Here is a 24,785-nt window from a genome sequence, read left to right on the forward strand (position 1 = left end):
GACAGTCCTTACTGTTTGTTCTCTTCTGAGTCGGTTCATTGGGCGCAGACAATTGCGTGTTTAGGCATACTGAGCAGAAAAAAACGCTGGATAAACTTTCATCTGTCACATTATTAGGGGATAATACGCGACCTTTAATTGTGGATCGGCATCTTAGGTGCGCATTTTTGCGCGATTCGACTAGGATCACTGAGGGCCAACTTCTCTGAGTAAAAATATGAGCATTGAAAAGTTAAGAAATATCGCGATCATCGCGCACGTTGACCATGGTAAAACTACCCTAGTCGATAAGCTGCTGGAACAATCTGGCACATTAGAGACACGCGGTGGCAACGAAGAGCGTGTCATGGACTCGAATGATATTGAAAAAGAGCGTGGCATCACCATCCTGGCGAAAAACACCGCCATCGAGTGGAATGACTACCACATCAATATCGTAGACACCCCGGGACACGCCGACTTTGGTGGTGAGGTAGAACGTGTACTTTCAATGGTTGACTCAGTATTGCTACTGGTTGATGCCCAAGAAGGTCCAATGCCACAAACGCGTTTCGTAACGCAAAAAGCATTCGCGCTGGGTCTGAAACCTATCGTTGTTATCAACAAGATCGACAAGCCAGGCGCACGTCCTGATTGGGTTATGGATCAGGTATTTGACCTGTTCGATAACTTAGGCGCGACTGACGAGCAGCTGGACTTCCAGGTTATCTACGCATCAGCGATTAACGGTTGGGCGACATTAGACCTGGACGAACCGTCTGACAACATGCAGCCTATGTTCGAAGCTATCGTAGAGCAAGTTGGCCAGCCGGATGCAGATCCAGAGGGTGACTTCCAGATGCAGATCTCTCAGCTGGACTATAACTCATACATCGGTGTAATCGGTGTGGGTCGTATCAAGCGTGGTACCGTTAAAGTCAACCAGCAGGTGACCATCGTTGGTGCTGATGGCACGACACGTAACGGTAAAGTCGGTCAGGTTCTGACTTATTTGGGTCTTGATCGCCACGAAGCACAAGAAGCACAGGCGGGTGACATCATCGCTATCACAGGTCTGGGTGAGCTGAAAATCTCTGACACTGTGTGTGATGTAAATGCAGTAGAAGCGCTACCTGCGCTATCTGTTGACGAGCCGACAGTAACCATGACCTTCTCTGTAAACACGTCACCGTTCTCGGGTCAGGAAGGTAAATTCGTTACTTCACGTAACATTCTTGAGCGTCTTCAGGCGGAACTGGTACACAACGTTGCATTACGCGTTGAAGAAACAGACAACCCGGATAGCTTCCGCGTATCTGGCCGTGGTGAATTGCACTTAGGTATCCTGATTGAAAACATGCGTCGTGAAGGTTACGAGCTGGCAGTATCTCGTCCAGAGGTAATCCTGCGTGAAGTAGACGGCCAACTGGAAGAACCGTATGAAACTGTAACTGTTGACGTTCAGGAAGAGCACCAGGGTTCAATTATGGAGCAACTGGGTCTGCGTAAAGCAGAAATGACGGACATGGCACCAGATGGTAAAGGCCGTATCCGTATGGACTTCGTGATGCCTTCTCGTGGCCTGATCGGTTTCCAGACTGACTTCATGACGCTGACTTCAGGTTCTGGTCTGATGTACCACACGTTTGATCACTATGGTCCACACAAAGGTGGCAACATCGGTCAACGTAAGAACGGTGTACTGATTGCAAACGCGGCTGGTAAAGCGCTGACTAACGCCCTGTTCAACCTGCAAGACCGTGGTAAGTTGTTCATTGGTCACGGTGTAGAAGTGTACGAAGGGATGATCATCGGTATTCACGCACGTGATAACGACCTGACTGTTAATGCCCTGAAAGGTAAGCAGCTAACCAACGTACGTGCATCCGGTACTGATGAAGCGCAGAACCTGGTTCCGCCAATCATCATGACGCTTGAGCAGGCACTTGAATTCATCGATGACGATGAGCTGGTAGAAGTAACACCAGAAAGCATCCGTATTCGTAAGAAGCTACTGACAGAGAGCGAGCGTAAGCGCGCGAGCCGTCAGGCCAAGTAAGCAATTACTTGTCGAATACTAGAAAACGCCGCATTCGCGGCGTTTTTTTGTTGCTGCTCTCGGTAAGAGGGCTTTTATTTCTTCCGGTTCATCGTCATTGCAAATGACCTAAGTAGAAAATAGCGCTGGGATGCAGCACCAGGCTCAGGTGTATTTCTTGTTTTATCTGCCCTTTATTCACCGTGCGGATTAATCTCTGTTGCTGCAGTTGGCAAGATCAGAATAACCCATAGGCTTCTGTTTCTTCCGGTTCATAGTCTTGTAAGTGATCCGGACGGAAGATGGCGCTGGGGTCCAGCACCAGGCTGTGATGCTCTCCTTGTTTAATCAGCCCTTTCATCATCTTGCGCGTTTGAGGGTCAATTTCAAATCCCATACTGGTCATTTCGTGCAGAGATTTGATGTCTGATTCATCGCAGTGAATATTGTCTTCTACCTGATCAACCAACAAACCAATATGTGGGCGCTGACCATCTTGCGTGGTGAAGACAATGATGGGCTTATGGTCGAGAATGATTTGGTCGCGAGCCGATTCAAACAGCCGGATCAGCTTCATAAAGGTGGTGGATTTTTCTTTTTCCAGTAATCTCAGAGCCTCGGTTTTATCGCCCTTGGCATTGATGGTGAGCAGTTTGTCAGCCAGTGCATGGAGCTTATTATGTGGCTCTTCAAAGCGCGCCAATAGCGTGCGTAGGTCATCGTTGTCGGTTTTAAAACTGTAGTACCACTTACCAAAAGCGGATTGCTTTGGGTCCTTGGCCTGGGTAAAAGGCTGATCGTTGTATATGCAGCGCTCCAGCTCTGCCAGCCAGGCTTTTTGATCTTGCTCTCGCTCCTGCAACATAGTGACCAGAGACTTGTTAATGTCGTAGGAAGACTGGTTATTTAAGATTAAACCTAAGTCAAAGATGGGAGTAGGTGTGCCCATGTAGTCTTTGACGCCCATAAAGCTGGGATTATCATTGGGCAGAGAGGTGAGGTTTCCTTCGTAGCGCTCGGTCAGCAGGATATCCAATATTTTTAATGAAATGGTTTTTTTTCCTACCCGAAAATTGATTAAGTCCATGTCTGCCTCTGTACGTTAACTTGATGTCCTAAGCATAGACATTATTGAAAGTAAGATCGATACACGCGGGGTTTATTCTCAGTGTCAGAGAGGCCAAAAATCGTGCGTATCGCCGGGTCTTTTTCCAATACCTGCTGCATTGCGTTGGCCAGGCACGCGCGCGTGACCGGCCTGGGGCAGTAGTCGAGCGCTGAAATAAAAATGGCGGCGTTGAGAAACCCTTCAAAAATCTGCGGACTGGTTGCTAAGTGTTGTTTGTGAATCAAAGAGCGAAATAACGCACATAATTGCGCCTGGCACTTGCTTGGGTCGGGTACCACTTCGCTGATCATCAGCGCTGGTTTGCTGGTCAGCTGGGCAAACAGCGCGGTGGAAGAAGTGAAAGAGACACCGGTAAAGGTGCCTTTAAACCCCCGGTGCATCGCTTTATCAATAAAAAGCGAGAGGGGCTGATAAGTGCCTATCATCGCCACGGCTGTGACTTCATTGCGCATGATCACCTTGAGGGCTTTGTTGATATCGGCACTGTTGCGCCGAAAGCGGGCCGTTACTTTGGGTTTGAGGCCCCTGGCGGTCAGTGCCTGACGAAAGCTTTTTTCCAGCGTCAGGCCAAACTCGTCGGCCTGGATCAACAGGGCAATGGCTTTATGTCCTTGTTCATCCACCAGGTAGCGAACCTGCTCATTGGCTTCATCCAGATAGCTGGCTCGCCAGTTAAACACCGGGTAGGGGGTGTTGAAGCGCAGAAAGTCTGCTCCGGTAAAGGGCACCAGGAAAGGGAGCTGATGATGCGTCAGGATTGCCTGAATAGCGTGTGCCGTAGGTGTGCCCATGTTGCCAAAGAGCGCCATGACTTTATGCTGATCAATCAGGTAACGGGTATTTACGACGGTGCGGGCGGGCTCATAGCCATCATCCAGTACCATCAGTGACACTTTGGGGTGGGACCTGTCTGGCAGGCCATTGGCATACTCAAAATACAGCTGGGCGCCTTGTTTGAGTTGCTGGCCAATGTCTTTGGCCGGTCCGCTCAGGGCAACCGACATGCCAAGCTTGAGCACCTCGTCAGCGATAAGCTTAGGGCTGCTCAGCAGAGCGATGCAACAACTCAGGATTGAGATTAATTTCAGCATGTACTTCCGTCACTATTGACCGCAAAGCGGCTTGTCGTTGTTTTTTTGTAGCCAGGTCCAAAGCATCATCTAATACTTTTGGTGGGTGACGTTGTAATAATAGCCGAATCGTTGTGACTTGGGAACTGGCTGATAATCGGTCCAAAAGCACAGGATGATTGCGACACAGTGTGCTGATCAGGGCCGCGATTTGTTGCTCTCCTGCTGTGGTGTGTGCAAAGTAGTTTAGCTGTTGCACCAGCACAGGGTCGGGCTCGTTTTGTGGCAGGGTTTTACATAGCTCGATAACCAAAGCACAGGAAAAGTCACGATATAACTCACTGAGTTGATTGAACAGCAGATGCTTAAACCACTGTTGTAGCGGCTCAAGCGCAACGTTCTCAGTACAGGGTTTGATCACCAGGACAGCAAACTCACCGCTGGCTTTATCTTGTTTAAAGCCCAGTTTGACGGGCCGGTACTGGTGGTGCTGCCAGAATCGGAGTAATTGCGTGTTACAGCCAAAACTGCTGCCGAAATAGTCAACCTGGCCACTCAGTTGCTGCTCGGCAAAGCGCAATAACTGGCTGCCAATCTGTTGTCCTTGTTGGTGTGGTGACACGGCGATCCGTACCACCCGCGCCCCGCGTTTTTGTGCCAGTTGTGCATTACCGGTTAGTTGCGCAAGTTGCTGTGCCATTAAATGCCCGGCAGGACGCCGCGTTGCTGCCGCAATATCCACACTGAGTGCGGCATCAAAGTCACCTTCCAGTTTTAGCAGACACACCGCCACCACTGTCCCTTGCTGCCGGGCAAGGTATAAACGGTTATGCGGGCTGTCGAGCAGCTGGCGCAGATCGTTCACAGATGTTTGATAATGTGCCAGGACCAATAAGGCAAACACCTGAGACAGAGTATCCTCATCCTCTGCTAACTGTGCGCCCGAACAAGCGCTGAATGCTAAGGGAGCTGTTGCTGTGTACGAACGTTGATAGTCACAATCCAATGCAAATAGCTGACGTAACAGGGCTTCGAGCGGATCCCGTTCGGCATAGCGGATCGGCTGACTGAGGGATAAGCTCAGGTGCTGTGGGTGGGTGTGTGTAAGCTGCCTGGCAAAGCGCAGCGTATAGCCCCGGCCATTGCCTTCATAGCCAATCAGAGTACTGGAAAACACCACTTTGGGGTAGGCTTTAAGTAATGCCATGAGTACCGGTACCGGGATTGCGGCGGCCTCGTCAACCAGCAGCACATCACAGCTAGGGCGTTGTGCAAGCAGTTGATCAGGAGGCATAAAACGCAGGTTAGCAAGCTGATTAAGTTTGTCGGTAACCGATTTATCCAGCGCGGCACCGAGATGGACAAAGCTGTTGTGAACGGCGCGGCGTTGCTGCGCGCATAACACAAAACTCAGCTCGGGCAAGCCAGCTGCCAGTCTGCCAAGCAGCGAGGACTTTCCACGGCCACGATCGGCACTCAGTAATACGGGCCCGGGAGTCGGTTGCTGTAAGTGAGTCGTCAGCTGCGTGAGGGCACGGTGTTGCTCACTGAAATCCAAAGTGGCGTGCGGTGCTTCATAGTGTGGTGGCAGTAAGTCACCCTGTGATTGACTGATCTGCCATACAGAAGTTCTGTTTAGCAGTGTTTGCCAACGTTGCAGGTAGGGGCTGGACTGCGCGGTTTCGTTATAGGACAGCCAGCGCTCAAGTGCCGGATCGCACCAGCTTTGCCACTTTGATAACTCCGGGGAGAGCACAATCAGCAAGCCACCGGCTTGTACTGTGCCTGCGGCGGCGGCGAGAGTATTCGGTACTAGCCCGCTGAACAGGTCATAGATGACAAAAGGGTATTCCTGGCCCAGTACCTGATGCAAATGCTCAGGCCAGCAAGCTCCGGGCAGCCTTGAGTGCTGGCTCAGCACTAATGCCGTATTTTGCATAGCAGGGAACAGGCGCTGTACTTCAGTGTAGCTCCAGTCTTGCTCGCCGCTGATCAGCATTAGTTGGCGATGTCGGGCCTGCTCAAGCTGTGAGAGCAGGCTCGTTAGTTTAGAGTGCTTGCAATCTGGCATAGGCAGTGACCAGCCACTTGCTGCCAACATCGTCAAAATTGACCTGAATTCGTGACTGTGCGCCGTTGCCTTCATAGTTGAGTACCGTGCCGGCACCAAATTTAGCATGTAATACGCGCTGACCGAGGCTGAAACCGCTGTCTTCAAATGCTGCATGGCTCACCGAGCCGCTGAAACGACCACTAGGCGCTGGGCGTGAAACTTGCGTCTTGATGCGAATTTCTTCCAGGCAGTCTTCGGGGATTTCACGCAAAAAACGTGACGGGCTGTGGTATTTTTCCTGACCATACAGGCGGCGGCTTTCCGCATGACTGATGTAAAGTTTTTCCATGGCCCGGGTCATGCCTACATAACACAAGCGGCGTTCCTCTTCGAGACGGCCAGATTCTTCGTGGCTTTGCTGCGAAGGGAACATGCCTTCTTCTACGCCCACCATAAAAACCAGCGGGAACTCGAGGCCCTTGGCCGAGTGCAGTGTCATCATTTGCACGGCATCTTCGTGTTCATCGGCCTGACCTTCGCCAGATTCCAGTGAGGTATAGGCTAAGAAACCTTGTAGTGGCGAGGTGAACTCTTCTTCCACGGGTAAATCAAACTGACCACAGGCGTTGATCAATTCCTCGAGGTTTTCTACCCGGGCACGGCCTTTTTCACCTTTCTCAGCCTGATACATGGCCAGAAGACCTGATTGCTCTATGGTGGTTTTGGCTTGATCGGCCAGTTCGAGCTCCATCAGTTTGTCGTCCAGCTGTTCAACCAGTTCAATGAAGCGACGAATGGCGGTGGCGGCGCGGCCAGCCAGGTGGCCTTGCTCCAGCACAGCTTTGGCCGCGTACCACAGGGGGAGCGACTCGGCCCGGGCACAGTCTCGAATATGGCTCAGGGTTTTATCGCCGATACCGCGTGCCGGGGTATTAATTACCCGTTCAAACGCAGCGTCGTCATTGCGATTGCTGATCAAACGCAAATAAGACAGGGCGTCTTTGATCTCCTGACGTTCGAAGAAGCGCATACCGCCGTAAATGCGATACTTCAGGCCTTCCTGTAGCAAGGCTTCTTCCAGCACCCGAGATTGGGCGTTACTACGGTAAAGCACGGCACAGTCGCTCAGCGCGTTACCACCCTGAAGCCAGGATTTGACTTTACCAACCATAAAACGGGCTTCGTCCAGCTCGTTAAATGCGGCATACACAGAGATAGGTTCGCCCTGATTGCCGTCGGTCCAGAGGCTTTTGCCCATACGCTCAGCATTATTCTGGATCAGCGCGTTAGACGCTTTCAATATGGTGCCGGTGGAGCGGTAGTTTTGCTCAAGGCGGATGGTTTGCGCGTCGAAGTCGGTTAAGAAGCGTTTGATGTTCTCAATCCGTGCGCCTCGCCAGCCGTAAATGCTTTGGTCGTCATCGCCCACTATCATGATGTTGCTGTCGCTGCCGGCGAGTAGTTTTAGCCATAAATACTGAATGCTGTTGGTATCCTGAAATTCGTCGACCAGCATATGGCGGAAGCGTTGCTGGTAATGGCGCAGCAGCGTCGGGTTTTGTTGCAGTACTTCGTAGCAGCGCAGCAAAATTTCGGCAAAGTCGACCAGACCGGCACGATCACAGGCATCCTGATAGGCAGTATACACCTGCAACATCAATTGCTCGTTGACGTCATGAGCGGTGATGTCTTTTGGACGCTGGCCTTCGTCTTTGCGCGCGCTGATATACCAACTAAGTTGCTTAGGTGGCCACTTTTTGTCGTCGATGTTCATCGACTTCAGCAGACGTTTGATCATTCTCAGTTGGTCGTCGGAATCCAGGATCTGAAACGATTCTGGCAGCCTGGCTTCGCGGTGATGGGCGCGCAAAATACGATGCGCTAGGCCATGGAATGTGCCGATCCACATGCCACCGACCGGGTTCTGCAAGGTCTCTTCGACCCGGATACGCATCTCTTTGGCGGCTTTGTTGGTAAAGGTCACGGCAAAAATGCTGTACGCGGAGGCCTGCTCAACCTGCATGAGCCAGGCGATGCGATGCACCAGCACCCGGGTTTTGCCCGAGCCTGCGCCCGCTAATACCAGCATATTTTGTAGCGGTGCGGCAACCGCCTCACGTTGTTTGTCGTTTAAGCCATCAAGTAATTCTGATACGTCCATCTTTGCGCCCATCGTCTTTATTCAGCGCAAAGTATACCTAGGGCAGGGCACAAAGCCCAGTTTGGTGCGGGTATTTTGCACATGGTTAAAATTAACCACATGAAAAATATAAGGTTTAATTTTTACTTAACCTGTTTTTATATACAGTTATTGATTCAGTACGTCTTTCAGTCGACGCTGCATTTCATCAACCAGTCGGTCCGGCTGAAATTTAGATAAGAAAACATCACACCCCACCTTCTCTACCATGGCTTTGTTAAAGCTGCCACTGAGCGAGGTATTGAGCACGATATAGAGGTCTTTTAGGCGGCTATCGTTACGTATTTCATAGGTTAGTCGGTAGCCATCCATAACAGGCATTTCAGCATCGGTGATCACTGCCATGAGTTCTTTGTTCACGTCTATGCCCTCATCTGCCCAGTGTTGGAGCAGCTTAAGGGCTTCGTGGCCATCGGTTGCGGGTAGCACTTCGATGCCCAGCTGAGCCAGCGTATCGGAGACCTGACGACGTGCCGTGGGAGAGTCATCCACATGCAAAATCTTGCGGCCCTGAAACTCGTTGATGATAGTTTTGTCGAGGATATTTTCGGGGATCACCACGTCGTACGCAATGATCTCGGCCAGCACCTTCTCGACGTCAATGATCTCTACCAGTAACTCCTGGTCGCCGCGCTTGAGCTTGGTCAGTGCGGTGAGGTAATGGTTACGACCCACTGAGCGCGGGGGCGGCATGATATCAGACCAAGTGGTGTTAACTATCTGGTCGACTTTACCCACCAGAAATGCCTGAATGGTTCGGTTATATTCGGTGATCACCAGATTGCTGTCACTGTCGTATTCACAATGCGGCATGCAGATCGCCTGGCGTAAATCGATCACTGGGATAGACTCACCCCGAATAGTGGTGACACCGGCTATTTTCGGATGGGCATTGGGCATTTTGTTAAGATGCGGCAACTTAACGACTTCTTTGACTTTAAATACATTGAGTGCAAACAGATGTCGGCTGTGCAAATGAAACAACAGTAGCTCGAGGCGGTTTTCTCCCACCAGTTGTGTGCGTTGATCAACGGATGCTAATACTCCGGCCATAAAGCTACCCTAATATATGTACCTTCCCTCAGTATATACTTATTAGTAAATAAATTAATACTTTCTGTGCGCACAAATTGAGCCCAATCAGGCTGAGTCAAACAATGGCGTTCGGCAAGTGCCACACAGAGGGTTATCTCAGTTGCATAATCCTGATTATTCAGTATGGTAAATCAGAGACTTGCAATATAGGAATGACAATGCCTTTGCTATTTAAGCGTTTGTTGTTGGTATTACAGACGCACATTGATCAGGCCAGTTGGCCACTGATTGGACTGGCGACTGTGTTGCATATGTGCGTGACCTGGGCATTGCTCTGGCTGGCACAGGAGCACGCATTATTGCCTGTCAGCACCTATATCTATTATTACGTCGTAACCACATCGACAGTGGGTTATGGTGATTTTAGTGCCACGACCGACCTGGGACGCTGGGTTGTGGCCTTATTTCAAATCCCGTTGGGTCTGGCGTTGTTTGGCATTTTGCTGGGCAAAGTTGGGCAACTAATTACAATTTGGGTAAAAAGAGCAATGAAGGGCGACAAAGACTATTCACATCTGAGCGATCATATCATCATTTTTGGCTGGCATGCGACACGCACTGAGCGCATGATTGAGTATATTCTGGCCGATAATAAACGCATTGAGCGGCGTATTGTGTTGGCTGTGTGTGACGAAATGGAACACCCGTTGCTGCGTTTTTCCGAGGTGGATTTTGTGCGTTTGTTGAGCTTTACCGATGATCAGCAGTTGGTGCGCACTGGGTTAGCCTATGCGGATAAAATCATTGTTGATGGTCAGGACGATGATCAAACCTTTACGACTGCGCTAAAACTCAGTCCGATGGTGAAAACGGCTGCGCACATCAGTGCTCATTTTAATGATGAAACCAAGGCCCAGTTATTACGCCAGCATTGTCGCAATGTGGAGTGTTCGACGGCGATGTCAGCAGAGATTCTGGTGCGTTCGATGCAGGACCCGGGATCAAGTCGTATTCAGGAAGAGCTGCTCTCCACCCTGCATGGCGACACGCAATTTAGTTTGCAGCTGCCGAAGTCATTAACAGCGTTGACGTTTGGTCAGCTCTTTATGTATTTCAAAACGCATCATAATGCGATTTTACTGGGGGTGGCACGTGACCTCAGTGGTCGTGATATGGATCTAAACCCACCGTTGGATTACGCACTGCAGGGGGGCGATGTGTTGCATTATATTGCACCACAACGCGTACTTCACAGTGAAGTGAACTGGGAGCGAGTATGACAGATCAATTGTTGCTATTGATGGGGGCCTTGTGCTTGTATTTGCTGCCGATAGGACTGGTTGCTGGCAGCAAACGCACTCGGGGTCATGAGAAAAATGGCTGGCTGATCGGCACTTTGCTGTTTTCCTGGCTGGCGCTGATCTTGTACTTTTCTATGATCCCCAAAGGAGGAAAGCAGAAAAAGCGTTAATATATCTGTTTCCTCGTCCGGCACTGTTACTCAGTGCCACCGAGCTGGCAGATGTGTGCCCACTCAGCGTCGGTCACAGGCATAATGGAGAGACGACCTGCCTTTTTTAGCGCCAGCTCTGTGATGGCATCATCCGCTTTAATGGCTTTGAGTGTCACTGGTCGCGGCAAATGCTGTTGGTAGCATAAGGTGACGCCTACCCAGCGTGGGTTGTCTGTACTGGACTTGGCATCATAATAGTCACTGCTCAGATCAAATTGATGGGGATCTGTCTCTGCCCCTTTGGTGATAGTGGCGATGCCGACTACAGCGGGGGTTTTGCAGCTTGAGTGGTAAATAAAGACTTGATCGCCCACTTGTACATCATCGCGCAGAAAGTTACGGGCCTGATAATTACGGATTCCTTCCCAAAACGTACTTTGCTGTGGTGCCTGATGTAAATCGTCGATGGAAAATGCGTCGGGTTCGGTTTTAAATAACCAGTATGCCATGTCAGTTACCTTGTCAGAAAAAGCCGATACACAGTGTATCGCACTCTTGTCCGGCCTGCTACGTGCCTGGGTTAAGCACCTGATTTAAAGAGCTATGCCTCTCTTTACTTGCACAATAGTGTATAATTACAGGATTAGCTATGCAGTGTAAGAGGTGTGCAATGAGTCAGGCATTACAGGGGTTGCTGGAGCTACTTCAGCTCGAAGAAATCGAACAAGGGATTTATCGGGGCCAGAGCCAGGATTTGGGCTTTCCGCAGGTGTTTGGCGGCCAGGTAATGGGCCAGGCACTCTCCGCTGCCAAATACACTTTGCCAGAAGGGCGCTACGTGCATTCGCTGCACTCGTACTTTTTACGCCCCGGCGACGCGGCTAAACCGATTGTGTACGATGTTGAGAATATCCGTGATGGCCGTAGTTTTAGTACCCGCAGGGTCAGTGCTATTCAGTACGGTAAACCCATTTTTTACATGACCGCGTCTTTTCAGGGGGATGAACCTGGTTTATCCCACCAGTCAGAGATGCCGGAAGTTCCGGGTCCGGAAGCATTGCGATCATCGCTGGAGTTTTATCAGGATAAAGCAGACTTAATTCCTGAGCCGCTACGCGCCAAATTTACTCAGCCTATGCCCATCGAAATGCGTCCGGTGGAGTTTCATAACCCGTTTCAGCCCGAGGTGATGGAACCCACACGCCATGTCTGGTTTAAGGCCAATGGGGCCATGCCTGACGATCGCCGCATTCACAACTACTTGCTGGCCTATGCGTCGGATTTTGAGTTCCTGCCCACGGCGTTGCAGCCGCATGGGGTGTCCTTTATGCAAAAAAACATGCAGGTCGCGACCATAGATCATGCGATGTGGTTCCATCGTCCATTTAGAATGGATGAGTGGTTGCTTTATAGCGTTGACAGCCCCAGTGCCAGCAACGGTCGTGGACTGGTCAGGGGCCAGTTCTTTAACCGTCAGGGCGAATTAGTGGCATCTACTATTCAGGAAGGAGTGATGCGTCAGCGCGAAGCGCGCTGACGCTATGATGGTACCTTTATAGTGTAACGTCTTCTATAAGGTATCGCGGATAGACTGCCAGATCCTCGCTGGCAGTAAATCATTGAGGTGATCAGACAAAGTACTGAGTGTTGGCATCGCAGTGATGGTCTGTTGTTCAGAAATACTGATAAAACCTTGTGTTTGTAACACGCTGATCAGGTTAGTCTGCACCTTCTTATCAAAGAACTCAGGGCTCTTAATGCCGTGTAAGGTACCAAGCCGCTTAGCCAATACGTCACTTTCATTCTCCAGTGTGGTGCGGGCAATGCCCTGATCACGTAATAACAAGCTGACACTGATGGCATAGCGTTCCAGCGTTAGGTGGATCACTTTACCCAGCATCTCTAACTGTGCCAGCGCCTTGTTGTCTTTTACGACGGTTGCCAGGTGACCATCAAAGTCAATTAGACCCTCCTGAGCGAAGCAGTTTAATACGTCCTCAATATAGTCTTCACGCAGTTCATGCATAAACCATTCTTTGGCAAACAACGGATATAAAGTACCCAGGTGGGCCTGACACTCCGTGACCGTGACGCTGTAGCGGTTAAATAGTATTTGTGCAATAACGCTCGGGACAGCGAACAAATGCAAAATATTGTTGCGGTAATAGTTAAACAGGGTACGCTCTTTTTCCTTAATCGTGATGATCTCACCCAGTTCATCTGCCAGCACATCGAACTTATCCAGCTTAAGCGCGTGATTTAACAGTGCCTCGGCATCTTCATCTGGCGCTGTGACATTGGCATCATAGCGCGCCTGATTTTGCAAGGTGAGATAAAAGCGCATTTGTGTCAGCAGTTTTTGTCGGCTCAGCGCAAACTGCTCATTACACAGCAGCACCATGGCCAGCAGGTTGATGGAGTTCAGTGCCGCACTGGCATTGATATTGGTCATGATCCGATCAGCCACCTGAGCCACCTGACCATTAAGCCACTGAGGTTTGGCGCCCTCACCTTGGCCGATGGCGTCGCGCCAGTCAGCCTGGTGTTCATTGAGGTATTGATTGAGGTGAATGGGGTCACCGAAGTTCAGATAGCCACGTCCATAGTTTTTGAGATTTTTAATGGCCTTAAAGACCCCAGCAACGGATTCATTCTTTTTACTGTTACCGGCCAGCTCTTTGAGGTAGGTGTTGATCTCCATGACATGCTCATAGCCAATGTAGACGGGGACGATGGAGATAGGTCTATCGATCCCGCGCAACATAGATTGCATGGTCATGGCCAACATCCCCGTTTTGGGCGGCAACAAGCGTCCTGTGCGACTGCGGCCACCTTCAGTGTAAAACTTGACTGAATAGCCTTTGATGAACAGCTGAGTCAGATACTCTTTAAAAATTGTCGAGTAGAGTTTGTTACCGGCAAAAGAGCGGCGAATAAAGAATGCGCCACAGCGCCGGAAAATGCCACCGGCCGGGAAGAAGTTCAGGTTCACCCCGGCTGCAATATGTGGTGGTACCAGACCCTGATGATAAATCACGTAGGTCAGTAACAGGTAATCCATGTGGCTGCGATGGCAGGGCACATAGATGATTTCGTGGCCTTTATCGGCCAGGTCATGTACGCGCTCGGCATTTTTTACTTCGATGCCGTTATAGAGTTTATTCCACAGCCAGGTCAGTACGCGATCGCCCACGCGAACCATAGCTTCAGAGTAGTTGGCAGCAACTTCTTCCAGTAACTCCAGCGCTTTCAGGCGTGCTTCGTCATGGCTCAGCCCTTTCGACTTGGCTTCATCGGCGATGGCGCGTTTGACTGTGGGGGCAGCCAGCAGGGAATTGAACAGAGCTTCACGCGACGGTAATCTGGGTCCGGTTGCAGCCAGCTTCTGGCGATGAAAGTGCACCCGAGCCACGCGCAGCAGTTTATGAGGTAACTCGTCTACATCGGCTTTGTCTGTCATAAGCTGATCCAGGGCGATGGGGGCAGAGAAACGCACCAGGTTATCGCGACCAGAAAACAGCACAACCATAGCCTTGCGTAACCAGCTGGGGGTCAGTGAGTGGCTGAATAAGGTGCCTATCCCTGGTTTTTCTTTACCAGGGTTACGGCCCCACAGTACAGTCACCGGGACCACTTGTGCTTTGATGTCCGGGTGAGCACGCAAGGCAGAGAAAATCGCTTTACCTTGATCAATTGCGGGGCTCGGTCCTGCTGTTTTGCTCAGCAGAGGAGTCGGGTTTTTGATGCCGATAAAGCGCGGCAGTGTTTTATTCCCTAAAACCTGATCCTGCATCGGGCTTGGCAATCCCAGTTTCTTACACACCGCGTTGAGTGCAGCCAGATCAGCCCGTGAATTGAGTCGGGCTACATAAAAGGTGGGCAGGCTCGGGTCCAGGTTGAACTGCGACACGGGGTCGGCCGGCAACAGTTTGCTTCTGACCAGTAAACAGTTGGTCCATTGGGCCACTCGGTTGAGCCCCTGAGAAAGTAAGCGCATAGCAGTACCAGATTCGTATTTTTGCTGTATAGAATATCAGGCTTTAACTGGACTGACCATTTGTGTCAGTACAATGACAAGGACGGTGTATGCAATCCTTTGTATAAAGTATAGACGCCTTGTGCCACTTACAGTGAGGACGAGCCATACGACAAATAATTTTGCAATAATTGTTGCATTTATCGCCAGTCTCATTATAATGCTCAAACTTTCTGTGATTCGTCACAAGAAAGTCATACATAGGCCTGGATTTCAGGCACGTAAACAGGAACTCCGATTTGGAGTTCAATGGTAGAAATAGAAGAACAACCGACCTCTTATATTTTGAGATGGCCTCGGGGGTTTTTTTATGCTCTTTTTAAATGCTCTTTTAATTGAGGTTTAAGAATGTCAAATCAACGCATTCGTATTCGCCTAAAAGCTTTTGACCACCGTTTGATTGACCAATCAACGGCGGAAATCGTGGAAACTGCGAAACGCACTGGCGCTCAGGTACGTGGTCCAATCCCACTTCCTACTCGCTTTGAACGTTTCACTGTATTGATCTCTCCGCACGTAAACAAAGACGCGCGTGATCAGTATGAAATCCGCACCCACAAACGTCTGATCGACATCGTAGAACCAACTGACAAGACTGTAGACGCTCTAATGCGCCTAGACCTTGCTGCTGGTGTTGATGTTCAAATCAGCCTGGGTTAATCGAAAGATTAGAGAGGTTTTAGGAAAATGGCATTAGGTCTAGTCGGTCGTAAAGTGGGTATGACACGCATCTTCACTGAAGATGGTGTATCTATCCCTGTGACAGTTATCGAAGCGACTCCTAACCGTGTTACTCAGATCAAATCTGATGCAACAGACGGTTACAACGCGCTTCAAGTTACTGCAGGCGAGAAAAAAGCAAGCCGTGTAAACAAACCAGAAGCGGGTCACTTCGCTAAAGCTGGTGTTGAAGCGGGTCGCGGCCTGTGGGAATTCCGTCTTAACGGCGGTGAAGGTGAGTTTGAAGTAGGTGCTGAGCTTACTGTTGAGCTATTCAACGAAGTAAACAAAGTAGACGTTACTGGTACTTCAAAAGGTAAAGGTTTCCAAGGTGGTGTTAAGCGCTGGAATTTCAGCACACAAGACGCTACTCACGGTAACTCTCTATCTCACCGTGCTCCTGGTTCAATCGGTCAAAACCAATCACCTGGTAAGGTGTTTAAAGGTAAGAAAATGGCTGGTCAAATGGGTAATGTGCAAACAACTACTCAGAACCTAGAGCTAGTACGTGTTGACGCTGAGCGTAATCTGCTTTTAGTTAAAGGTGCAGTACCTGGCGCTATCGGCGGCGACGTTATCGTTAAACCAGCTGTTAAAGCTTAAGTCCTGGAGATTTAGTGATGGAATTAGCAATTAAAGGCGCTGGTGCGCTTGAAGTTTCCGAAGCTACTTTTGGACGTGAGTTTAACGAAGCATTAGTACACCAAGTAGTTGTTGCTTTCGCAGCAGGTGCTCGTCAGGGTACTAAAGCTCAGAAGACACGTTCTGAAGTTGCTGGTGGTGGTAAAAAACCATTCCGCCAAAAAGGTACTGGCCGTGCACGTGCTGGTACAATCCGCAGCCCAATCTGGCGCAGCGGTGGTGTGAGCTTTGCAGCTAAGCCGCAAGATCACAGCCAAAAAGTTAACCGTAAGATGTATCGCGGTGCGATCAAGAGCATTCTTTCTGAGCTTGTTCGTCAAGATCGTCTAGTAGTTGTTGAAGAATTTGGTCTAGAAGCACCAAAGACTAAAGAACTAGTAGCTAAGCTGAAAGAGCTTGAGCTTAAAGACGTATTAATCGTGACTGAAGAAGTAGATGAGAATCTATTCCTTTCTGCACGTAACCTGTACAAGGTTGACACGCGTGATGTAGCTGGCATCGACCCAGTAAGCCTAATCGCTTTCGATAAGGTACTGATTACTGCTGCTGCTGTTAAGCAACTTGAGGAGGCGCTAGCATGATCCGTGAAGAACGTCTTTTAAAAGTAATCCTTGCTCCACACATCTCTGAGAAAAGCACCATCTCTGCTGAAGAGAACAACACGATTGTTTTCAAAGTAGTTAAAGATGCAAACAAAGCAGAAATCAAAGCTGCTGTTGAGAAGCTTTTCGAAGTAGAAGTAACTGGTGTTCGCACGCTAAATGTTAAGGGTAAAACTAAGCGTACAGGCATGCGTTTCGGCCGTCGTTCAGACTGGAAGAAAGCCTACGTTACTCTTAAAGAAGGCAGCGAGCTAGACTTTGTCGGCGGCGCCGAGTAATAAGGGGAGTTAGAATTATGGCACTTCAAAAGTGTAAACCAACTTCTGCGGGTCGTCGTCACGTCGTTAAAGTGGTTAACCCTGATCTGCACAAGGGTAAGCCTTACGCTCCGCTATTAGAGAAGAACTCTAAATCAGGTGGTCGTAACAACAACGGTCGTATCACGGTTCGTCACATCGGTGGTGGTCACAAGCAACACTACCGTTTAATCGACTTTAAACGCACCAAAGATGGCATCCCAGCTAAAGTTGAGCGTCTAGAGTACGATCCTAACCGTAGCGCAAACATCGCTCTTGTATTATATGCAGACGGTGAGCGTCGTTACATCATCGCACCTAAGGGTGTTAAAGCAGGTGATGCAATCCAGTCTGGTGTTGATGCACCAATCAAAGCTGGTAACGCAATGCCTATGCGTAACATCCCAGTAGGTACAACGGTACACAATGTTGAGCTTAAGCCTGGTAAAGGTGCTCAGATTGCCCGTTCTGCTGGTGCATATGTACAGATCCTAGCGCGTGAAGGCCAGTACGTGACTCTACGTCTACGTTCAGGCGAAATGCGTAAAGTTGAAGCGGATTGTCGCGCAACTATCGGTGAAGTAGGTAACGCTGAACACATGCTACGTTCACTAGGTAAAGCTGGTGCAACTCGCTGGCGTGGTGTTCGTCCTACAGTTCGTGGTGTTGCCATGAACCCGGTAGACCACCCACACGGTGGTGGTGAAGGTCGTACATCTGGTGGTCGTCACCCTGTGTCTCCATGGGGTAAGCCGACTAAAGGTGCTAAGACACGTAAGAACAAGCGTACTGATAAATTTATCGTACGTCGTCGTACTAAGTAATAGTTGAGGAATTGCCATGCCACGTTCTCTCAAGAAGGGTCCATTCATTGACCTACACTTGCTGAAGAAGGTAGAGAAGGCGTTGGAAAGCGGTGACAAGAAGCCTATCAAGACTTGGAGCCGTCGTTCAATGATCATCCCTAACATGATCGGATTGACCATCGCTGTCCATAATGGTCGTCAGCACGTACCTGTATTCGTTACAGACGAAATGATCGGTCACAAACTAGGTGAATTTGCACCTACACGTACTTACCGCGGTCACGCTGCGGATAAGAAAGCTAAAAAGCGTTAATCGGAGGGTATGATGGAAGCATTAGCTAAACACAAATTCGCCTCTGGTTCGGCGCAAAAAGCACGTCTAGTTGCAGATCAGATCCGCGGACTTCCGGTTGATCGCGCGCTAGAAATCCTAGCGTACAGCCCAAAGAAAGCGGCTGTATTAGTTAAGAAAGTACTTGAGTCTGCTATCGCTAACGCGGAGCACAACGAAGGTGCTGACATTGATGAGCTTAAAGTGGCTAAAGTATTTGTAGACGAAGGTCCTACAATGAAACGTATTATGCCACGTGCTAAAGGACGCGCAGACCGCATCCTTAAGCGTTCAAGCCACATCACTGTTGTGGTTTCAGATAGCTAGGAGATATAAGTAATGGGACAAAAAGTTCATCCTACTGGTATTCGCCTAGGTATCTCTAAACCTTGGGTTTCTACCTGGTACGCGAATTCAAAAGATTTCTCTGAGCAGCTTTTTGGTGATCACAAAGTGCGTCAATACCTTACTAAGGAATTGAAAAACGCTTCTGTGTCTAAAATCGTTATTGAGCGTCCAGCTAAATCTATCCGTGTAACAATTCACACAGCTCGTCCTGGTGTTGTTATCGGTAAAAAAGGTGAAGATGTTGAAAAGCTTCGCCACGCTGTAACTAAGCTTGCTGGTGTACCTGCGCAAATCAACATCGCAGAAGTACGTAAGCCAGAGCTTGATGCACAACTAGTTGCTGACGGTATCTCTTCACAGCTAGAGCGTCGTGTAATGTTCCGTCGTGCGATGAAGCGCGCGGTACAGAACGCAATGCGTCTGGGTGCAAAGGGTATCAAAGTTGAAGTTAGCGGCCGTCTAGGCGGTGCTGAAATCGCACGTTCTGAGTGGTATCGTGAAGGTCGTGTACCTCTACACACTCTACGTGCTGACATCGACTACGCAACTTCTGAAGCTTTGACCACTTACGGTATCATCGGTGTTAAAGTTTGGATCTTCAAAGGCGAAGTTATCGGTGGTCTTCCACTGAAACAAGAAGCTGAGAAGCCAGCCAAGCGCGCTCCGAAGAAAGCTAAAAAAAGTGCTAAGTAAGAGGTAGCGACTAATGTTACAGCCAAAACGTACAAAATTCCGTAAAGTGCACAAAGGCCGCAACCGTGGTCTTGCAACTAGCGGTAATAAAGTTAGCTTCGGTTCTTTCGGCTTGAAAGCGACTGGCCGTGGCCGTATGACTGCTCGTCAAATCGAAGCAGCTCGTCGTGCTATGACACGTCACATCAAGCGTCAAGGTAAAATCTGGATCCGTGTGTTCCCAGACAAGCCAATTACAGAAAAGCCGCTTGAAGTTCGTATGGGTAAAGGTAAAGGTTCTGTTGAATACTGGGTTGCTGAAATTCAGCCTGGTAAAGTACTTTACGAGATGGAAGGTGTTTCAGAAGAGCTTGCTCGCGAAGCATTCAACCTAGCTGCTCGTAAATTACCTTTCAAAACCACTTTTGTAACTCGGACGGTAATGTAAATGAAAGCTAGCGAACTTAAAGACAAAAGCGTAGAAGAGCTAAATGCTGAACTTCTAGAGCTTCTGCGTGAGCAGTTCAACCTGCGCATGCAAGCGAGCACTGGTCAGCTGGCTCAGACTCACGAGCTGAAAAAAGTACGTCGCAATATTGCGCGTGTTAAAACGGTTATCAACCAGAAGGCAGGTGCATAATGAGCGATAAGATCCGTACTCTTCAAGGTCGTGTAGTTAGCGACAAAATGGACAAGTCAATCGTTGTTGCTATCGAGCGTCAGGTTAAGCACCCGATCTACGGTAAATTCATCAAGCGTACAACTAAGTTGCACGCACACGATGAGAGCAACACTGCGCAAGCAGGTGATACTGTGACTATCCGTGAATGTGCACCGATCTCTAAGAAAAAATCTTGGACTTTGGTAGACGTTCTGGTTCGTCCTAAGAAAGCTTAATTTTTATTAATTAAGTTTGTCTTGAAAGCCCCGGCCTTTTGGTCGGGGCTTTTGCGTTTGGGGCGGTCAGGTTATTTTGGGGGTCGTCTGAATAGAATGACTATCCGTGAATGTGCGTCACCACCAAAACCTCCTAAGAAAACATCCTGGACTTTGGTAGACGTTCTGGTTCGTCCTAAGAAAGCTTAATTTTTATTAATTAAGTTTGTCTTGAAAGCCCCGGCCTTTTGGTCGGGGCTTTTGCGTTTGGGGCGGTCAGGTTATTTTGGGGGTCGTCTGAATAGAATGACTATCCGTGAATGTGCGTCACCACCAAAACCTCCTAAGAAAACATCCTGGACTTTGGTAGACGTTCTGGTTCGTCCTAAGAAAGCTTAATTTTTATTAATTAAGTTTGTCTTGAAAGCCCCGGCCTTTTGGTCGGGGCTTTTGCGTTTGGGGCGGTCAGGTTATTTTGGGGGTCGTCTGAATAGAATGACTATCCGTGAATGTGCGTCACCACCAAAACCTCTTAAGAAAAAATCCTGGACTTTGGTAGACGTTCTGGTTCGTCCTAAGAAAGCTTAATTTTAGCTTTTAACTAAATTGAACTTTTGCGTTTGGGAATGGCTAGTTAGGGTAATGTGCTAGTGCACAGTGACTATCCGTGAATGTGCGCCATTCCTGGGGGTATTCTTACAGAGGTACTGCAGCGATGCGTGTTACGTTGCTAAATCAAGGTATTGAGGTTGGTCGTTTTTTGAACTATGCTCGGTGGTGCAATTCACTTTGTTATTAAGGAAAATCCAATGAAATTGAAACTCAAGAAAAAGCCGATGAAGGCGTTATCGCCAAGCACAACCACAATGCCTGTTGATATGACCCCAAAAGTTGCGGGTGGCTCACTGCTCGCTTGTTTACCAGTTGGCACGCGCGGTTGTCGAACCAATAACTCCTGTGATCACTTCTGTTTTATTTCCGATCCTGAGGTTCATGGTTGTTAATTGAAGCACCACTAAACGGGCTGTACGTATGAGGTGCTTCCCTTTTTGTAAGTCCTTAAATCACCCGTGAAAAGCGGGTGTTTTTGATCTGTTGTTGCAGATAGGCATCAAAGCACATGCAGATGATGCGGATAAACAGGTTCCCCTTAGCTGTGACTTCAATACGTTGCTCGGTGAGCTCCACCAGGCCATCTTCAGCCAGAGGTTTAAGTGCCGTTAGCGCATCGGCAAAGTAGTCGTCAAAGTTGAGGCCATGCTCTGCGGCAAAGGTAGTTTTGTCGAGCTCGAAGTGGCAAATAAGCTGCTTGATCGCGGCGGCTCGAATTTCATCATCTCTGGTGAGCTTAACGCCTTTATGAATAGCGCTACGGCGCTCAGTGACGGCCTGGTAGTAGGGCTTCAGGTCTTTTTCATTTTGTAAAATGGCATTACCGATCTGTGAAATAGACGACACGCCGAGGCCGAGCAAGTCGCAGTTACCATGGGTGGTATAGCCCTGGAAGTTTCGGTGCAGATGATTATGTCGCTGTGCCACAGCCAGCTCGTCATCGGTTTTGGCAAAATGGTCCATACCGATAAACTGGTAACCGGCATCGCTCATCTGTGTCAGTGTTTGCTTAAAGATCGCGAGCTTTTCTTTGGCGTTGGGCATATCGGCCTCTTTCAGCTTGCGCTGGGCGGCGAATCTTTCCGGCAGATGGGCATAGTTAAACACCGAAACCCGATCAGGGCCCAACTCAATGAGCTGCGCTATGGTATCGCGATAGGACTCAACGCTCTGATGAGGCAGGCCGTAAATCATGTCCATATTAATGGATTTAAAGCCCAGCTCGCGGGCTTGTTTTAAGAGCGACAGCACTTCTGCAATCTGTTGCGGGCGATTTACTGCTGCCTGTACCTGATCATTAAAATCCTGCACCCCGAATGACACCCGATTAAAGCCGAGCGTTTTCAGTGCTGGCAGCATGTCTTCGGCCAGTGATCTGGGGTCGATTTCAATGCCGCGCTGGGCAGTTGGTGTGAAGGTGAAGTGCTGCTCCAGCATGGTGACCAGGCGGGTCATTTGCGCTGTGGTCAGAAAGGTGGGGGTGCCGCCTCCGAGGTGCAATTGCTCAACCTGATAAGCTTTAAACAGCGGTGCCTGAGCGGCTATCTCCAATTCCAGATGGTCGAGGTATACGTCGGCCTTGGACTGATGTCGGGTAATAATCTTATTACAGCCACAGTAATAGCAAAGCTGGTGACAGAATGGGATATGAATATACAGCGACAGTGCACGGGTGTCGGAGTGTGCGATGGCATCAACCAGATCGGCCTGAGTATAACCTGATTCAAGTGACAGGGCTGTTGGATAAGAGGTATATCTGGGGCCTGAGATATTGTATTTGTTGATGAGGGAGTCATCCCACTGAGGTAAATTAATCACGATCGCACTCTCTTTGCTATTGAGAAGGCTAGTGTAAGCAAAGTTGTGCTTTGAGGCGTTGATCTAAAGCAAAAGGAAGGGCAGGTGATGACGCTCACTGCCCCATCTTGTAGGGCCCTACAGCCTAAATTGGTCCACCAGGGTGTTCAGTTCACGGGCAATGTGGCTCAATGCTTTGGCGTCCTGGGATACTTGTTGTGCCCCTTGCGCTGTTTCCGCGGCACTCTCACTGACATGGGTGACACTTTCAGATATTTGCATTGAGACCGTATTCTGCTCTTCTGATGCGCTGGCAATTTGTAAATTCATTTCGCGAATGGTGCTGATTGAGCCGCAAATTGCTTGTAACGTTGCGCCGGCGTGTTCGGTTTGCTCCGCGGAGTTTTCCGCATGGTCAACATTGCGCTGCATATGCTCTACTGAGCGTTTGGCCTCGTTTTGTAAGCGCGAGATCATCGCCTGGATCTCTTCGGTACTTTGCTGCGTACGACTGGCCAGGCTGCGTACTTCATCGGCCACTACGGCAAAGCCCCGGCCTTGCTCGCCAGCCCGCGCGGCTTCGATCGCCGCGTTGAGTGCCAGCAGATTGGTTTGGTCTGCAATACTGCGGATCACATCCAAAATGGAGCCGACCGACTCCGTCTCGTTTTCTAACTGGGTAATGGCCTCACTGACTTGTTGAATACTGCCCACCAGTTCACTCATGGCTTCACGAGACGTTTGTACCACCTGGATCCCGGTCTGGGATTGCTGATCAGCTTCGGTAGCCGCGTCGGCAGCCAGTTGCGCGCTCTGCGTGATCTCATGTACGGTCGCACTCATTTGTTGCATCGCTGTGGCACTTTGGGTCAGTTGATCTTGCTGTTGATCGGTTTCACTTTTGGTTTTCTCAGTGATTGAAATCATTGCTCCGGTTGTGTCATTTAATGTGGTGGTAGCAGATTTGATTTTACTCACTATGTCTCGCAGTGTGGTTGTCATTTCGGACATCGCCCGATATATGCCTGTGGTATTCGTGGTCGCAAATTGGTAACTGAGATCGCCTTTGGCGATGGCTTTGGCCAGTGCTTCGATTTCTCTTGGCTCACCGCCAATGGGCTCGCGCAGTAAATTGCTGACATACCAGCTCAAGAACGCGCCCGCGAACACCACCAACACCGATACTGTGGTTACCAGCATCACCGCCTGCTCACTGGTGCTTTGCGCTTGAGGGCCAAGCTCGTCCTGGCGGTTTTTAATATCCAGTTTAATATCTTCCAGTGTGTTAGCTACCTGAGGGCCAATGACATTGAGTTTTTGTGAGATGAGCTGGTTACGCTGCAATATGGTCTGGTTCACGGCTTTGACGGCAGTAATGTAATCGAGTTTGTGCTGTAAGAATTCAACAAGCATGCCCTGAACCGGTTGCCATGCAAATGCTCCGGCCTGTTCGTCCAGCAGGGCAGCCAGTTGGCTAAACTCCTCAATGGCGCGTTGGTAATCCTTGTCTGTGTTTGTCACCAGGAATTTGACCACGTATAAACGGCCGAGCAACAACGTTTCCTGCAACCGGGCCGCTGCGAACAAGGCTTCATTATTGTTTTGTTGATGTGCATTGTTGATCACATCGCTGAGTATGGTGCGCATTTGTACGCCTTTGACATCCAGCTGGTTGGTTACGATGTCATTGCGTTTAGCGTATAACTGGACAATTTGCTCGAATGCCCGCCGATATTCTTCAATGTCGCTCGCACTATTATTGAGTTGGGTCTGGTAACTGGTATCCGAGATACTTGCCTGGGCCTGATCCATGAGTTCCTTGAGCAAATCAAAACGCTCATTAAATTCATTAATGTTGGTTGTGCTCTGCTCTTTCAGGTATTTGAGTGCATTGAGGCGCACCATCAGTAAATTCGCCTGCAGACGGCCGCTTAAATTGGCATTGCGTGCCAATGTACGATATTCGACGAAGTTGTTATAACCGGTATTCAGCCCAAGGTAGGCAGAGATAGAAATCACCGTCATCAGAGCGATGAGGGCGCCAAATGAGTACGCAAGCATCTGCGCCAGTTTGAGGTTTTTAAACATAA

General features: G+C 49.4%; 25 protein-coding genes. 16 read left to right on the plus strand and 9 right to left on the minus strand.

The annotated features are described in order from the left end of the window. The first annotated feature begins 217 nt into the window (after positions 1-217). Positions 218-2,038 carry a translational GTPase TypA gene (gene typA / locus CWC22_RS00775; RefSeq protein WP_049863695.1) on the plus strand — a complete coding sequence of 607 codons (1,821 nt, stop codon included), beginning with the start codon at positions 218-220 and terminating at the stop codon, positions 2,036-2,038. Positions 2,039-2,255: 217 nt separating this feature from the next. On the opposite strand, the gene CWC22_RS00780 is transcribed toward typA, so the two are convergent. From CWC22_RS00780 to CWC22_RS00800, 5 genes are all read right to left on the minus strand, one after another. Further along, positions 2,256-3,104 carry a chemotaxis protein CheW gene (locus tag CWC22_RS00780; RefSeq protein ID WP_010386146.1) on the minus strand — a complete coding sequence of 283 codons (849 nt, stop codon included), beginning with the start codon at positions 3,102-3,104 and terminating at the stop codon, positions 2,256-2,258. A 41-nt stretch (positions 3,105-3,145) separates the two neighbouring features. Further along, on the minus strand, positions 3,146-4,237 hold the full coding sequence (locus CWC22_RS00785) for an ABC transporter substrate-binding protein (RefSeq protein ID WP_138537844.1): 1,092 nt from the start codon (positions 4,235-4,237) through the stop codon (positions 3,146-3,148). After that, positions 4,182-6,362 carry a GNAT family N-acetyltransferase gene (locus CWC22_RS00790; RefSeq protein WP_138537843.1) on the minus strand — a complete coding sequence of 727 codons (2,181 nt, stop codon included), beginning with the start codon at positions 6,360-6,362 and terminating at the stop codon, positions 4,182-4,184. Before CWC22_RS00790 ends, CWC22_RS00785 begins: the two co-directional genes overlap by 56 nt. Then, positions 6,265-8,430, minus strand: coding sequence for a DNA helicase II (gene uvrD, locus CWC22_RS00795; RefSeq protein ID WP_138537842.1), 2,166 nt, complete (start codon positions 8,428-8,430; stop codon positions 6,265-6,267). Before uvrD ends, CWC22_RS00790 begins: the two co-directional genes overlap by 98 nt. Positions 8,431-8,577: 147 nt before the next feature. Beyond that, positions 8,578-9,522 carry a chemotaxis protein CheV gene (locus CWC22_RS00800; RefSeq protein ID WP_010386153.1) on the minus strand — a complete coding sequence of 315 codons (945 nt, stop codon included), beginning with the start codon at positions 9,520-9,522 and terminating at the stop codon, positions 8,578-8,580. Between the two features lie 200 nt (positions 9,523-9,722). Between CWC22_RS00800 and CWC22_RS00805 the strand changes: the two genes are divergently transcribed. After that, a complete protein-coding gene (locus tag CWC22_RS00805; RefSeq protein WP_125563023.1) occupies positions 9,723-10,784 on the plus strand; it encodes a potassium channel family protein in 1,062 nt (353 codons plus the stop codon). After that, positions 10,781-10,975, plus strand: a complete 195-nt coding sequence (locus CWC22_RS00810; protein WP_010386157.1) for a hypothetical protein — start codon at positions 10,781-10,783, stop codon at positions 10,973-10,975. The genes CWC22_RS00805 and CWC22_RS00810 overlap by 4 nt, the downstream gene beginning before the upstream one ends. Before the next feature lie 26 nt (positions 10,976-11,001). On the opposite strand, the gene CWC22_RS00815 is transcribed toward CWC22_RS00810, so the two are convergent. Beyond that, positions 11,002-11,466, minus strand: a complete 465-nt coding sequence (locus CWC22_RS00815) for an EVE domain-containing protein (RefSeq protein ID WP_138537841.1) — start codon at positions 11,464-11,466, stop codon at positions 11,002-11,004. 161 nt (positions 11,467-11,627) lie between these two features. On the opposite strand from CWC22_RS00815, the gene tesB reads away from it, so the two are divergent. After that, the gene (gene tesB, locus CWC22_RS00820) at positions 11,628-12,494 is read left to right on the plus strand and encodes an acyl-CoA thioesterase II (RefSeq protein WP_125563027.1); all 867 of its coding nucleotides are present in this window, start codon (positions 11,628-11,630) and stop codon (positions 12,492-12,494) included. A 33-nt stretch (positions 12,495-12,527) separates the two neighbouring features. On the opposite strand, the gene plsB is transcribed toward tesB, so the two are convergent. Beyond that, positions 12,528-14,954 carry a glycerol-3-phosphate 1-O-acyltransferase PlsB gene (gene plsB, locus CWC22_RS00825; RefSeq protein ID WP_138537840.1) on the minus strand — a complete coding sequence of 809 codons (2,427 nt, stop codon included), beginning with the start codon at positions 14,952-14,954 and terminating at the stop codon, positions 12,528-12,530. 387 nt (positions 14,955-15,341) lie between these two features. Here plsB and rpsJ point away from each other — a divergent pair, with 387 nt between their 5' ends. The 12 genes from rpsJ (at position 15,342) to CWC22_RS00885 (ending at position 21,290) form a co-directional block, all read left to right on the plus strand. Next, entirely contained in the window at positions 15,342-15,653 is a 312-nt protein-coding gene (gene rpsJ / locus CWC22_RS00830) for a 30S ribosomal protein S10 (RefSeq protein ID WP_005495349.1), read from the plus strand. Between the two features lie 27 nt (positions 15,654-15,680). Continuing rightward, the gene (gene rplC / locus CWC22_RS00835) at positions 15,681-16,316 is read left to right on the plus strand and encodes a 50S ribosomal protein L3 (RefSeq protein WP_049863778.1); all 636 of its coding nucleotides are present in this window, start codon (positions 15,681-15,683) and stop codon (positions 16,314-16,316) included. Positions 16,317-16,333: 17 nt separating this feature from the next. Then, positions 16,334-16,936: a 50S ribosomal protein L4 gene (gene rplD / locus CWC22_RS00840; protein ID WP_010386164.1), complete on the plus strand. Its 603-nt coding sequence runs from the start codon at positions 16,334-16,336 to the stop codon at positions 16,934-16,936. After that, complete coding sequence (rplW, locus tag CWC22_RS00845; protein ID WP_049863779.1) at positions 16,933-17,235, plus strand: 50S ribosomal protein L23; 303 nt, start codon at positions 16,933-16,935, stop codon at positions 17,233-17,235. Before rplD ends, rplW begins: the two co-directional genes overlap by 4 nt. 17 nt (positions 17,236-17,252) lie before the next feature. Continuing rightward, positions 17,253-18,077: a 50S ribosomal protein L2 gene (gene rplB / locus CWC22_RS00850; RefSeq protein WP_046004900.1), complete on the plus strand. Its 825-nt coding sequence runs from the start codon at positions 17,253-17,255 to the stop codon at positions 18,075-18,077. A 16-nt stretch (positions 18,078-18,093) separates the two neighbouring features. Next, entirely contained in the window at positions 18,094-18,372 is a 279-nt protein-coding gene (gene rpsS, locus CWC22_RS00855) for a 30S ribosomal protein S19 (protein WP_010367084.1), read from the plus strand. 12 nt (positions 18,373-18,384) lie between these two features. After that, complete coding sequence (rplV, locus tag CWC22_RS00860) at positions 18,385-18,717, plus strand: 50S ribosomal protein L22 (protein WP_010386167.1); 333 nt, start codon at positions 18,385-18,387, stop codon at positions 18,715-18,717. Between the two features lie 12 nt (positions 18,718-18,729). Continuing rightward, positions 18,730-19,431 (plus strand): 30S ribosomal protein S3, encoded by a 702-nt coding sequence (rpsC, locus tag CWC22_RS00865; RefSeq protein ID WP_010386168.1) that lies wholly within the window; start codon positions 18,730-18,732, stop codon positions 19,429-19,431. 13 nt (positions 19,432-19,444) lie between these two features. Continuing rightward, positions 19,445-19,858 (plus strand): 50S ribosomal protein L16, encoded by a 414-nt coding sequence (rplP, locus tag CWC22_RS00870; protein ID WP_049863781.1) that lies wholly within the window; start codon positions 19,445-19,447, stop codon positions 19,856-19,858. Next, entirely contained in the window at positions 19,859-20,050 is a 192-nt protein-coding gene (rpmC, locus tag CWC22_RS00875) for a 50S ribosomal protein L29 (RefSeq protein ID WP_010376372.1), read from the plus strand. Further along, complete coding sequence (rpsQ, locus tag CWC22_RS00880) at positions 20,050-20,307, plus strand: 30S ribosomal protein S17 (protein WP_049863782.1); 258 nt, start codon at positions 20,050-20,052, stop codon at positions 20,305-20,307. Before rpmC ends, rpsQ begins: the two co-directional genes overlap by 1 nt. Positions 20,308-21,095: 788 nt before the next feature. After that, entirely contained in the window at positions 21,096-21,290 is a 195-nt protein-coding gene (locus CWC22_RS00885; RefSeq protein ID WP_138537839.1) for a hypothetical protein, read from the plus strand. A 55-nt stretch (positions 21,291-21,345) separates the two neighbouring features. On the opposite strand, the gene hemN is transcribed toward CWC22_RS00885, so the two are convergent. After that, the gene (gene hemN / locus CWC22_RS00890; RefSeq protein WP_138537838.1) at positions 21,346-22,716 is read right to left on the minus strand and encodes an oxygen-independent coproporphyrinogen III oxidase; all 1,371 of its coding nucleotides are present in this window, start codon (positions 22,714-22,716) and stop codon (positions 21,346-21,348) included. 117 nt (positions 22,717-22,833) lie between these two features. Next, positions 22,834-24,783, minus strand: a complete 1,950-nt coding sequence (locus CWC22_RS00895) for a methyl-accepting chemotaxis protein (RefSeq protein ID WP_138537837.1) — start codon at positions 24,781-24,783, stop codon at positions 22,834-22,836. Positions 24,784-24,785: the final 2 nt, after the last annotated feature.

It is taken from the genome of Pseudoalteromonas rubra (genome assembly GCF_005886805.2).
In the GTDB taxonomy this organism is placed as follows: Bacteria; Pseudomonadota; Gammaproteobacteria; order Enterobacterales; family Alteromonadaceae; genus Pseudoalteromonas; species Pseudoalteromonas rubra_D.